The sequence below is a fragment of the Nostoc sp. ChiQUE01b genome (assembly GCF_034531255.1).
Lineage (GTDB): Bacteria > Cyanobacteriota > Cyanobacteriia > Cyanobacteriales > Nostocaceae > Nostoc.
In genome coordinates, this window is the sequence record NZ_JAVRBM010000044.1 from 44,498 (window position 1) to 56,726 (window position 12,229).

Annotated in this window: 15 protein-coding genes; 10 read left to right on the top strand and 5 right to left on the bottom strand. The window is 40.6% G+C overall.

Annotation, left to right across the window (positions count from 1 at the left end; all coding sequences use genetic code 11):
- The first annotated feature begins 25 nt into the window (after positions 1–25).
- The 8 genes from RMY63_RS25165 to RMY63_RS25200 all read left to right on the top strand — a co-directional run bounded on the left by RMY63_RS25165 (position 26) and on the right by RMY63_RS25200 (position 5,945).
- Complete coding sequence (locus RMY63_RS25165; protein WP_322731326.1) at positions 26–322, top strand: hypothetical protein; 297 nt, start codon at positions 26–28, stop codon at positions 320–322.
- Between the two features lie 45 nt (positions 323–367).
- On the top strand, positions 368–556 hold the full coding sequence (locus tag RMY63_RS25170; protein ID WP_322731327.1) for a DUF6888 family protein: 189 nt from the start codon (positions 368–370) through the stop codon (positions 554–556).
- Entirely contained in the window at positions 543–794 is a 252-nt protein-coding gene (locus RMY63_RS25175) for a DUF6887 family protein (protein WP_322731328.1), read from the top strand. The genes RMY63_RS25170 and RMY63_RS25175 overlap by 14 nt, the downstream gene beginning before the upstream one ends.
- Before the next feature lie 258 nt (positions 795–1,052).
- Positions 1,053–1,391 (top strand): DUF433 domain-containing protein, encoded by a 339-nt coding sequence (locus RMY63_RS25180; protein ID WP_322731329.1) that lies wholly within the window; start codon positions 1,053–1,055, stop codon positions 1,389–1,391.
- Complete coding sequence (locus tag RMY63_RS25185) at positions 1,385–1,735, top strand: DUF5615 family PIN-like protein (protein ID WP_322731330.1); 351 nt, start codon at positions 1,385–1,387, stop codon at positions 1,733–1,735. The genes RMY63_RS25180 and RMY63_RS25185 overlap by 7 nt, the downstream gene beginning before the upstream one ends.
- Before the next feature lie 291 nt (positions 1,736–2,026).
- Positions 2,027–3,169: a cobalt-precorrin-5B (C(1))-methyltransferase CbiD gene (gene cbiD, locus RMY63_RS25190; RefSeq protein WP_322731331.1), complete on the top strand. Its 1,143-nt coding sequence runs from the start codon at positions 2,027–2,029 to the stop codon at positions 3,167–3,169.
- A gap of 224 nt (positions 3,170–3,393) precedes the next feature.
- Complete coding sequence (guaA, locus tag RMY63_RS25195; protein WP_322731332.1) at positions 3,394–5,016, top strand: glutamine-hydrolyzing GMP synthase; 1,623 nt, start codon at positions 3,394–3,396, stop codon at positions 5,014–5,016.
- Between the two features lie 524 nt (positions 5,017–5,540).
- Positions 5,541–5,945 carry a response regulator gene (locus RMY63_RS25200; RefSeq protein ID WP_322731333.1) on the top strand — a complete coding sequence of 135 codons (405 nt, stop codon included), beginning with the start codon at positions 5,541–5,543 and terminating at the stop codon, positions 5,943–5,945.
- Between the two features lie 374 nt (positions 5,946–6,319).
- Here RMY63_RS25200 and RMY63_RS25205 read toward each other — a convergent pair whose 3' ends face one another.
- The gene (locus RMY63_RS25205; RefSeq protein ID WP_322731334.1) at positions 6,320–7,225 is read right to left on the bottom strand and encodes a cation diffusion facilitator family transporter; all 906 of its coding nucleotides are present in this window, start codon (positions 7,223–7,225) and stop codon (positions 6,320–6,322) included.
- Between the two features lie 388 nt (positions 7,226–7,613).
- Between RMY63_RS25205 and RMY63_RS25210 the strand changes: the two genes are divergently transcribed.
- Positions 7,614–7,967: a hypothetical protein gene (locus RMY63_RS25210; RefSeq protein ID WP_322731335.1), complete on the top strand. Its 354-nt coding sequence runs from the start codon at positions 7,614–7,616 to the stop codon at positions 7,965–7,967.
- Positions 7,968–8,553: 586 nt separating this feature from the next.
- Here RMY63_RS25210 and RMY63_RS25215 read toward each other — a convergent pair.
- The 3 genes from RMY63_RS25215 to RMY63_RS25225 all read right to left on the bottom strand — a co-directional run bounded on the left by RMY63_RS25215 (position 8,554) and on the right by RMY63_RS25225 (position 10,618).
- The gene (locus RMY63_RS25215; protein WP_062297131.1) at positions 8,554–8,790 is read right to left on the bottom strand and encodes a DUF4327 family protein; all 237 of its coding nucleotides are present in this window, start codon (positions 8,788–8,790) and stop codon (positions 8,554–8,556) included.
- A gap of 1,082 nt (positions 8,791–9,872) precedes the next feature.
- The gene (gene rbfA, locus RMY63_RS25220) at positions 9,873–10,292 is read right to left on the bottom strand and encodes a 30S ribosome-binding factor RbfA (RefSeq protein WP_099099512.1); all 420 of its coding nucleotides are present in this window, start codon (positions 10,290–10,292) and stop codon (positions 9,873–9,875) included.
- A gap of 119 nt (positions 10,293–10,411) precedes the next feature.
- Positions 10,412–10,618 (bottom strand): DUF751 family protein, encoded by a 207-nt coding sequence (locus RMY63_RS25225; protein WP_322731336.1) that lies wholly within the window; start codon positions 10,616–10,618, stop codon positions 10,412–10,414.
- 165 nt (positions 10,619–10,783) lie between these two features.
- Here RMY63_RS25225 and RMY63_RS25230 point away from each other — a divergent pair, with 165 nt between their 5' ends.
- The gene (locus RMY63_RS25230; protein ID WP_322731337.1) at positions 10,784–11,641 is read left to right on the top strand and encodes a DNA adenine methylase; all 858 of its coding nucleotides are present in this window, start codon (positions 10,784–10,786) and stop codon (positions 11,639–11,641) included.
- Here RMY63_RS25230 and RMY63_RS25235 read toward each other — a convergent pair.
- A complete protein-coding gene (locus RMY63_RS25235) occupies positions 11,613–12,089 on the bottom strand; it encodes a PD-(D/E)XK nuclease superfamily protein (protein ID WP_322731338.1) in 477 nt (158 codons plus the stop codon). The genes RMY63_RS25230 and RMY63_RS25235 overlap by 29 nt on opposite strands.
- Between the last annotated feature and the right edge of the window lie 140 nt (positions 12,090–12,229).

Below are 12,229 nucleotides of genomic sequence, written 5' to 3' on the forward strand. Positions count from 1 at the left end.
CCACCGTACCCCTACTTTTAAAAAAATGAATTCCATTGGTAAGCGACTGGAACAATACACCATTAAACGCCCCCAAGAAGTCCTAATTGTAACGGTGGAAATTGCCGATGAGCAAGATACAATTGCTATTTTCAAAGGCTTTTCCAGTTCTTTAATGCGCCCTACAGCATTTGATGCAGATGTACCAGTTCTACCAGATGAGGCAAACATCCTCAACATTGACCGAGTAGCCAGTCCTTACAATCCTGAAGCACCTCGTTATATTCAACAAGGAATTTCTTGGGAAGCTATGGAAGCTCTATTATTAGAAGTAGGTGTTTGACTAATTACTAATTCGTAATTCGGAATTTTGCTGTAATTAACTAAAATGCCTACTGCTGCTCAAGTAGCAAGTTTGTATCGTATTAGCTATCAACTGACGTATATCATGCTTCAGCCCATATACCTCATTTGCGTTGATAATCGGACTCGTAATATATACATCCTTGCTGGGTATGACGAAGAGATTGAATTCCAAATTTTACTCAACGGAGAGTTGTCTGATGAGCCGAATTAATTACGATTCAATGTCTGATATTGAATTGAAACAGTATTTTCTCAAGCATCGTGGAGATCAAGCTGCTTTTCAAGCATACTTGGACAGGATTAATCAGCGTCCGCGTAGGATTGTTGCAAGCCCCAACGATCCCGATTTTGATGAGAAGGTTCAAGCAGCGATTTGCCAAAAGTTAGAAGCAGCAAGAAGCAGTAGTCAGCAAACTAATACTGGGTTTGAGCCAACTGACCAAGAGTGATCTGTGAGAGCCAAAGAAAGGTTATCTTCTTTTTGATGAATTACCATAATCTCAATAAAGACCTAAACAATCGCATTAAGCCCCGATTATTGATAATAAATTAGGCGTAGGCGTAGCCCGTCGTAGACATCGCTATTAGCCTGTAGAAATCAACCGAACTATAAATCCCTATTCCCTCGTTAACACATTAAATGTACGTTTTGTCAATCCAATTTGAGATGCGCTTACCCTGTCAAAGCAATGAATTGGAAGGCGTTCATGACACTATCGATTATGGCTGAAGCTGCTCCTCTAAAATCGAATGAGGATGATGTAGTTCTCGTCGGTAAAACCCGCGTCACATTGGACACTGTGGTTGCTGTCTTTAAGCAAGGCGCAACAGCAGAGGAAATTGTTTATCGCTATCCATCGCTGAATTTGGCTGACGTTTACGCTACGATCGCCTTCTACCTCAATCATCAATCGGAAGTAGAAGCCTACTTGCAACAGCGACAGCAGCAATCACAAGAGATTCGGGCAATAAATCAAGGGAATTTTGACCCACAAGGCTTACGCGATCGCTTGCTTGCCCGCAAAGCAGCACAGGAAGCATGTTAAAATTCCTTGCGGATGAAAATTTCGATAATACCGTTGTTAGAGGATTATTCCGCCGTAGCCCAGAAATCGACATCGTTCGTGTACAAGACGTTGGGTTATCAGGCAAAGATGATCCAACTATCCTGGATTGGGCAGCCCAAGAAGGATGTATCCTGCTTACCCATGACGTTTCTACAATTACTCGCTATGCATACGATCGAGTTAGACAAGGTCAGACCATGCCGGGAGTTATCGAAATCAGCCTAGATGCATCGGTCGGACGGGTCATTGAAGATATTCTTGTACTTGTAAAGTGTAGCCAGGAGGGAGAATTAGAAGGTCAAGTTCAGTATTTACCCTGGTAAAGCGGTCTAACAAAGCGATGAAGCGGACACCAAAAGCCGTTGGTGTGGATGCAAAGAATATCTGCTGCTGATTATCTTATACCAATTCGCAATTCGCAATTCGCAATGACGCTCGCGGACTCGCTAACGCTGCGCTAACGCAATTAAGAAACCTAGATGGAGTAAGACTTTGGTGATTAATATCTGTTGCCTCATTTTGGAGAATTGGTATTAGCCGTTATCCTGAAGAAAGCAAGCTATCTGAAACTGTCTTTATTTTTGAAGAATTATTTTGACTTTTGAATTTAAAAAATGTCCCGTTCTGGATACACACTTCCCGTCTTTGCCTGCGCTGCTGCTGTTGCAGCTTTACATTGGTTACACGATCGCCAACCTCTAACTTTAGCATCTATAGATTTGATTGAACCCGCTCAAATTGCCGAAATCCCCATTGAACAGGTAGCAGGATTATCTGAGAATACAGCTTTAGCAATAACTCGTAGCGATCCTGGTGATAATCTTGACCTGACCAAAAATACACCGATTTGGGCATTGGTAGAGTTGAGAAGAGGGGATGACGGGGATGAGGGGGATAAGGGAGAGGGGGAGGCAATAACTATTAAAGGTGGGGAAGGGATTGGCAGACAGGTTAATGCTGATGACAAGCCTGCTATTTATGCTTATGCTCAAAGGCTGTTGCAAGAGAATTTGCAACGGATGCTAGCGCCAGGGGAAAAAATCACGGTGACGATTATTCTACCTGAAGGGCGATCGCTTGCTGTTAGAACTTCCAATTCTGCCTTTGGTGTGGTTGAAGGACTTTCCCTTTTAGGCACAACTGGCATTTCTCAACCTTTGAGTACACCAGATCAGCTTGCAGTTTTTCGAGCGGAATTACAAAATAAAGCCAGTCGTTTTGAGAGTTTAGTATTTTGTATCGGCGAGAATGGCCTAGATTTGGCGCGTAAACTAGGGATTAATCCTGAACAATTGGTTAAAACTGCTAACTGGCTTGGCCCAATGTTAATAGAAGCTGATGTGCTGGGTGTAAAAGAAATCTTATTATTTGGCTATCACGGTAAGCTGATGAAACTGGCAGGAGGAATTTTTCACACCCATCACTACTTGGCTGATGGACGCAGGGAAATTTTAGCAGCCCACTGTGCGATCGCAGGTTTAAAATTACCAGATATCCAAGCTGTGTTTAACAGTGCAACTGCTGAAGCAGCACTAACACACCTAAAATCCATAGATACTGCAACTGGTAGTGATTGGGTAAATCAAGTTTACAGTGCGATCGCCGAAACTATCGATGTACGTTCTCAAGAATACATCCAAAACCATAGGGAAAGCAGCACAAGAGTAACAATCTGTGGCTCTATCCTCTTTGATCGCGATCGCAAAATTATCGTGAAGAGTAAAACTGCTGGTCTGTTGATGGGAAAATTATGTTAATTTATTATGAATAATCGTAAACAATTCAAATAAATAATCTTCTAAGTAACCACTCTCGGGTAAGTTTATCGTTTTAATACCATCTCCAAATCAGAAACTCGACAAACGCATATAACCTTGCGTTTGTAAAGATTCTCTATACCATTATCAACCTGCCCAGGCTGGATAATAGCATCATCATAGACCACAAAGCATCTATCCTTAACAGACATAACACTCCCGTCATGAACACAGCGGTGACTCTACCAACAGAACAAGCGCCCCAAACATTAGAAAATTTTGGGAGACTTGATCGCCAATTGATTGTAATTCTGGACTTTGGCTCTCAATATTCTGAGCTGATTGCCCGTCGCATCCGCGAGACTCAAGTATACTCTGAAGTTTTGTCTTATCGCACTACTTCTGAACAATTGCGCCAACTCAATCCTAAAGGAATCATTCTTTCTGGTGGGCCGAGTTCGGTTTATGGTGATAACGCTCCCCATTGTGACCCAGAAATCTGGAATTTGGGAATACCCATTTTGGGTGTTTGCTATGGGATGCAGCTAATGGTGAACCAACTTGGTGGGGAAGTGGCAAAGGCCGATCGAGGTGAATACGGCAAAGCCTCATTATATATTGATGATCCCACAGATTTGCTTACTAATGTTGAAGATGGTACTACGATGTGGATGAGTCATGGAGACTCAGTTATCCAAATGCCATCAGGGTTTGAATTGCTGGCACATACAGAAAATACTCCCTGTGCTGCGATCGCTGACCACGAAAGGAAGCTTTACGGCGTTCAGTTCCATCCAGAGGTGGTGCATTCTCTTGGTGGCATAGCATTAATCCGTAATTTTGTCTACCATATCTGCGATTGCGAACCTACTTGGACAACAGCAGCTTTTGTTGAAGAGGCAATTCGAGAAATTCGCGCCAGAGTTGGCGAGAAGCGGGTGCTGTTAGCACTGTCTGGGGGAGTGGATTCTTCTACCCTGGCTTTCTTGCTATACAAAGCAATTGGCGAGCAACTGACTTGTGTGTTTATCGATCAAGGCTTTATGCGAAAGTATGAGCCAGAGCGATTGGTAAAGCTATTCCAAGAGCAGTTTCACATTCCTGTAGAGTATGTTAAAGCCCGCGATCGCTTTTTGGCTAAAGTTGCTGGGATCACAGATCCTGAAGAAAAACGCCGCCGCATCGGACACGAATTTATCAGTGTATTTGAGGAAACATCCAAGCGCCTCGGTCACTTTGATTATCTGGCTCAAGGCACTCTTTATCCAGATGTGATCGAATCTGCGGATACCAACGTTGATCCTCAAACTGGTGAACGGGTAGCGGTGAAAATTAAGAGTCATCATAATGTTGGCGGTTTGCCCAAAGACCTAAGATTTAAATTGGTGGAACCACTACGGAAACTATTTAAAGATGAAGTCCGCAAAGTTGGGCGTTCCATTGGTTTACCAGAAGAAATTGTCCAACGGCAACCTTTTCCTGGGCCTGGTTTAGCAATTCGCATTTTGGGGGAAGTTACATCTGAGCGGTTAAACATTTTGCGCGATGCCGATTTGATTGTGCGGCAAGAAATTAACCAACGCGGTCTGTATCATGATTTCTGGCAAGCATTTGCTGTATTGCTGCCGATTCGTAGTGTTGGCGTTATGGGAGATCAACGTACTTACGCCTACCCGATTGTTTTGCGGATTGTTACCAGTGAAGATGGCATGACTGCTGATTGGGCGAGAGTGCCTTATGATGTCCTGGAAGTGATTTCTACTCGAATTGTGAATGAGGTGAAAGGAGTAAATCGGGTGGTTTATGACATCACCTCGAAGCCGCCTGGAACCATTGAATGGGAGTAATCAAGTTTTGAGTTGACTTAACTAAAAGCTCATTACTCTTTACTAAGGTTCAGATTACTTTGGTGTAAATAATTGGTCTTTCAAGACGCGATAAATCGCGTCTCTACATCTAGGTTTTGAGCTTATCTGAACTGTATTGATTTAAAAATAACAATGCCGACCTGACTCGTTTTAAAACTCGGCATTGTCTATTTTTTTGACTTTTTTCAAGCTCCATCAAAATCCAAACCTGTTAATAATAAAGCAGTCAGTAGTTAGCAAGATTATTGGGTGAACTTAAACTATTTGTTGAAGTTAATTTTTTAATGTAAAGAAATTTAAACACTAACATAATTTTATCCAGTCAATAATTATAAATGCCAGTGAATAATTAAGCATCAATTGGATGGTGACTAGACAAATTGAGTTATTTTATCGAAAAATCGGCGCGATCGCAGTAAAATTACCAATGGTATGGTGATAGAGAAAAAAACAAGCAGCTCATTAGAAATACATTTCATTCGATCAACATTAATGGAGATGTTATGGAACCTGCCCTTCCCCTTGCTGGCTTAAACATCCTCGTAGTTGATGATGATGATGATAGCCGCTTTTACATTACTACTGTGTTGGAAGCTGATGGAGCCACCATAATGGCAGTTGCATCGGCAGCGGTAGCATTGAAAGTATTACCTGAGTTGCAACCAGATATCTTGATTTGTGATATTGCTATGCCTGGTGAAGATGGCTACACTCTCATCCGCAAGATCCGGGCACTAAAGCCTGATATTTATGGAAAACTTCCCGCGATCGCCTTAACTGCTTATGGCGATAGCGAGTATCGTAGCCGTGCTCTGGAAGCGGGTTTTCAGACCCATGTGCCTAAACCAGTTGATCCAGGAGAACTAGTTGCGATTGTTGCAGAATTGGTTGCTTCTTATAAGAATTAATACAAAGATGCAGTTATTTGTCGGTCGTTATTTGTAATAGCACAAGCCTTGGTGGTTAGGACATCAAGAGATGATAAAACTTAGACACCAAAAGACTTTTCACCCAGTCCCCATTACCCCTTATCCCCTTCAGGGGCCCCACCTTCCCCAGTCCCTTGCTATATTTTCCCGATCATATTTTTTAAACGAAGAAATTAAGGTTATAGAACATTACTTTTGGTAGGGTATTGGCTTGGAAAAAAATGTTGCCAATAACACAATATACTTAGGTTTAGGCTTGATCTCCCCTAACTCGCCTTTTTAATGAAGAAATTCAAGCAAGCCTTTTTAAGGGGAACCAGCATAGTATCGGGCGTGATTTAGAATTGCTGAGACTACTTTGTTCCAGTTTCAAAGCTAATTTGCTCAGACTTATATGCTGGTGGCTCGACGTGAATTAAAATTCTTACTGGACGAAATCGTTCTTCTAATCGGCTTTCTACTTCTTCGGTGATGTGGTGGGCGATTTCTACGTCTGATGCATCCACTATTAAATGCATTTCAATGAATACTTGACGACCAAGAACGCCGCGAGAAGCGATCGCATGACAGTTAATTACACCTGGAACAGAAGTAGCGATCGCATGAATTGCTTCTGGTGCGATCGCCATTTGATCCACAAGCCAAGGCAAATTCTCTTTTAAAACTGACCAGCCACTCCAAAATACTAACAACGCGACAGGAAAAGCTAACACCAGATCCATCCATTGATAACCTAGCCAAACACCTATCAAGCCACCAATTACAGAGATTGTCACCCAAATATCGCTCATGGTATGTGTCGCATCAGCAATCAGAATTGAGCTACCTACCCGCTTACCCACAGCACGTTCATAAAAGGCCACAAAAATATTCACACCTAGCACAATTAGTAATAACCACAACTCAGGTGGCGATATTTTTATCGATTCACCACCACCTTTGAGAATTCGCTCGATTGCTCCTTGCAGAATTTCAAAACAGGCTATTCCTAAAAATGAGGCAATTCCGAGAGCGCCTACTGCTTCAAACTTGCTGTGTCCATAGGGATGCTCGCGATCGGGTTGTGGAGAAGAAAATTTACTCGCAATTAATCCTAAAACGTTGTTGGCACTATCTGTCACACTATGCAAAGCATCAGCTAGCAAACTCAAAGAACCTGTCCAGTAGCCCACAAGTGCTTTCAATCCCATTACAAACAGGTTGAGCAATAGGGTAATAATTAAAACCTTTCGTACTTCGGCGCGGTTATCGTAAGTCATAGATAATTTATCACATCAAGTTCTATGACTTCTAATGTAGACTTCAAAATCCAAATAAACACAAATAAAGTGTATCAAAGTCTTACACAGTAAGAGTTAAGTCTCTCTATAGTCTCTATGTTTTGGATCAATTTGTTGAGATTATTTTTAACTAACAACAGCTACAAGTTGGATAGGTATTAGTAATGGCTTTATAAATGACCGCGTATATTTAGCATTAATTTCAGTAGTATTTTAATTAACTTAGCTAGGTAAGTCAATCCTCGTCAATCTAAAATCCAAAATCCAAAATTAATTCACCGAATTATCGCGGGAACTATCAGAGTGGGATTCAGACCCCTTCTTCCGGTAATATAAGTACTTATCAAGAAGTTTTAATAAAAAAAATATGTCTTCAATTCCTCTAACATTGAACTTAATTGAAGGTTCAGTCTCCTTCAGTTTTTCACCCCAAGCAGCACGAGAATTAAAGACAGCGACGGATCAACTGATGGAACGCCTAAAAGCGATCGCCGCTAAACCCACTCCTGGCGGTGGTAGAGTCACTCCCCAGCCTCCCCTGGAATATCATTATACGGGTGAAATATTTTTAGAAGTTTTTTGTAATCCGAATATCTGGCCAACGCCCTTCGCAGCCAAAGTTTTGTTGACTGTTCGCAATGTCAACATTCGCTTGACTACTGAAGCTGAACTTACTCGCATCATTGAAGACATTAATCAATATTTAGAGCAAGTAGGATAATAGTCAAGTGAAGGAGGCAGGAGGCAGGAGAGGGAGCCACCTATAAGGAATGGGGCTTGAACCTTCCTTCAAAAATATCAAGATGATTTTTTTATGCTTACCGAGATTTTTTCTGAAAAAATACTATACAAATTTTGAATTTTGTGGAGGTTGAACCAGTTGCTGGCGTAGGTTCCCTTTGTTGTCGCAACTGGTGTCGGTTAGCCCGACTTAGCAAACTTTTCTAGATGGATTTTGGCTTTGAACATCAAGCAGTTTATCACTTACTTGAGGGAAGCCATGTAATAAATTGCGAGTCAAAAGTGAAGTTCCTACACTTCTGTCGAATCGATGTAGGAACTTCGCAGAATTTACATACTAAACTCAAGCCCTGACACCAGATGTACAGAACAAATGGTTTTGATGCCTTCTTTAACTTGAAAAGTTGTATAAATTCAGACTCAAATACTTCTGTATTAATCAAAAACGCAAGATTCTGTATAAGGCAATGCTCATCAAAAACCAGAGATTATGCCCCAGATTGAGCGTTGAATCTTTGATGGTGACATCCACACATCAAAAACAAACTTCCAATCTCAAACATTGATTAGTCGTTGTCCCACTGTTCACGACCAATTAGGTCGCCAATGCGATCGCGTAACAAAAAGTCACATTTCTCTAATTCACATTCAACGCAAACCCACTCTCTCGCTGGAATGTATTGGCAGAGGGTATATATTGGCTGTTGTCGGCTAACCATTCCCTTTTGCACCAGTCGGCGTGCTTCGTCTTGAATCACATCTAGAGAGTAGTAATTGATAGAAGGCACCGTATTCACACTCATGTTTTTTACTCACAAATTAACACTTACGATAGTGTTCCCGTTAAAAATTAGGAACAAACATTACAGAAATTAGACTTGTGGCTACAATTTGGTAGTTTGCTATACGGAACTATTTTTATTTTGACGCTACATCTCCTGAAATTATCTCAAGAAATGTTAAGAAAGTCAAATAATCCTGACATTTACCGAAAATCCGCTTTACAAAAAAAATTCCAAGTAGTTAACCTAACCTGCTTATGTAACTGTATGACTTTGATGCCACAAGTCTAAAAGTCCTGCCATTACTGTCTTTAGGCAAGATTTGGTGGGTGGGAAGAGTTTATATCGTGATGGCTTACATATCAAATAATCACCTTAAAAGCTGGGTCTATAACTGCTGGTATTCATCTAAGGGTAAACAACACAATAATATTTGTCAGTTACTAGGGTATAAACTGTTGCAAAACACAACGGCTAAAATATACTACGAAGGTTTTAACCATAGCATTTGTTAACCTTTTTTTAAGTAAGACCGTAATTTATTAGTTAATTTCAGCACTAACATTATCAGTTTTCTTTTGAAAAATATCTGTAAAAGGGTGGAGTAATACTAATTGGGAATCAGGACACACATAAACAGGAGTCACAATTCAGAATTGGTGAATATTTCAACCATAAAGGAATGGAGTTTTAGCAAGGAAGAATAGACCTGCCTTAAAAATAGGGACTGGTGATGGTGGGGCCCCCTCTGGGGATAAGGGGTAATGGGGACTGGGAACTGGGAAAGAGGTATTTTCATTGTTCCTTGTGAGCGCCACCGCTCATGGAGTCTCTTGCAAAAGTCCCCTAACACCCCACCCCCAACCCCTCCCCGCAGGCGGAGAGGGGAGAATTTGACGTCAGTCAAAGGCGGGGTAGGGTTCTTTTTTTAATTTATGCAAGAAGTCTAATGTTTAAACCTTGTTTCGCCCACAAGAAAAGAAGTGTCTTGCTGAATTAGGTTATGTTTACATTAAAACAGACGCGATCTAGTCACGTCTGTAAACTGTTTGGCGGATTTGCTGAGATTAATTGTTCTGAAGTTACATTGTTGTTTTAGTTACTTATTCGGAGAATTCTTCATCATTTTGAACAGTACTGTCTTCTACTGCTACCAGATTTTCTGGCGGGCGATCGTGGTTAAGTTGGTTTAGTAGTGCCAAGACCTTATTACCGCGTTCTATGGAGCGATCTTCCAGAAATATTACCTCTGGTGTACGACGTAGCCGTACCCGCGCCCCAAGTTCGCTGCGGACGTAACCTGTGGCCGACTTTAAGCCTGCCATTGTTTCTACTTTTGCTTCATCTGTACCATAGATGCTGACGTAGATTTTGGCGTGTTGGAGATCGCCGGAAACATCAACATCAGTCACACTGACCATTCCAGTACCCACACGGTCATCCTTAATTCCGTTAAGCAGCATTTGGCTAACTTCCCGTTTGATCAGTTCAGCAACGCGGGAAACCCGACGATTTGTAGCCATAAAAATTTTGCCTCATCACAGAGGTTGTACGACAAAAATAGATGCAGTGTAGACAGTACTTAGCGAAAGCAACGCCAAGAACAGCCGTCTGTGGGGCATAGCCCTGATATAACGCTAGTCTAGACTGTACTTAAGCCCAACATTGCCCGTAGGGTGAAAGTAAGGAAGACTAGGCTGCTCACAAATAAACCCAAGATAGCGATCAAGGTGATAGGGCGTTTCAACAATGGCACTAATGGCGCAAAGGTGTTCAGAAACAAGCCTAAGACGATACTAATTAAGTACCGGGGGTAGCGAAAGACGTTATCCCAAAATCCGTCAAACATCTGAATGTAAACTGCCTTGTTATATACTTACGTTTGTTTTGATATGCTTTATCTACTCAATTGTAATATATGCGGCTGGAAAATTAGCCAGTTAATCTAAAATTTGGTTCGTCGGTTATATTGGCTTTATTTAGTCATAATTATTTTCAGTTAAATTGTAAATAAATGGTAATTCAAGTCTCGAAGGAAACTAGCCCGCGTCCATTTTTGAAGTGGGCAGGGGGTAAAAGTCGGTTGATACAGCAATATATTCCTTATTTTCCCAAGAGTTATAAAAATTACTATGAGCCATTTTTAGGTGGTGCTGCTGTTTTTTTCTATCTCCAACCAAGTGCAGCTATTTTAACTGATATTAATGCCGAATTAATTAACACTTATTGTTGTGTTAGAGATCGGCTTGAAGAATTAATTTCTCTATTAAAAGAGCATAAAATCCGACATGATAAAGATTATTACTATAGTGTCAGAAACAACTATAGTGGTACTGATATAGAAAAAGCTGCTCGTCTAATTTATCTTAATAAGACTTGTTTTAATGGTCTTTATCGAGTCAATTCACAAGGAAAATTCAATGTGCCATTAGGCAGATATGACAATCCCAATATTTGTGCTGAGGTTTTACTAAAAGCAGCCTCCGAAGCGCTTTTCCATGCAGAAATTAAACAAGCAGATTTTACAGAAGTCCTAAATCATGCGACTAGCAGTGATGACTTTGTATTTTTTGATCCGCCCTACCATCCTATCAGTGATACTAGCTATTTCACTGGTTATAGTCAAAATTGTTTTAGTCAAAAAAGCCAAGAACTTTTAAGAGATACTTGTGCAGAGTTAGCAAGTCGTGGTGTCAAAGTTATGGTATGCAATTCTGATAGTGAATTTATTAAAAAAATTTATACTGATATCAATTTTGAAGCCTATAAAATTAAAGCAGCGCGTTCAATTAACTCGAATATAAAAAATAGAGGTATGATTGACGAACTATTAATTACATCTTTTAAAGATGGTTATTTGCCCAAGCAATGAATCTATCTAAGCTATAAACTGCTAATAAATTATGGTTATCATTAACTCTTGCTTTCAACCATTTGCTTGCGCCTTCTCGCATACCTTCACCGCCTAAAACCACGATAGTTGGTGCAGGGTAATAGTTCTGGATGTTCATGTTCAAGTAAGGAAACTTTTCATCAACCGAACCGGGGCTTTCTTGCCATTTGCACTCGAAAATTAAACCAGATGGCATTATAGATGAGCCAACAACATAAAAATCAACCTTCAGATAGGTATGATAAATTCCAGTTCCAATATAAACTTCTTTCCCATAACGTTTTGGCAATAAAGTCGCATTTAGTATAAATTCTTTTTGGACATAGTTCCCTACTTGGAAATAATTATGTCCATGCAAGATTGCTTCTACATTTGCTTCTAAAATATTCCCAGACCTATTTGCCCGTCCGCCTTGAGTCAGAGCCATCCTCAATCCCTCTGCCAAAAGTCCTGCTTATTATAGGATTTCACAGAAGCGGTAAAAAAGGGGCAGTTGCTTAATATGAATTTTTTATTTTGACTAAACAAGGTTGGATTAATGGGGAAAATTTTGAAAATATTGGTATT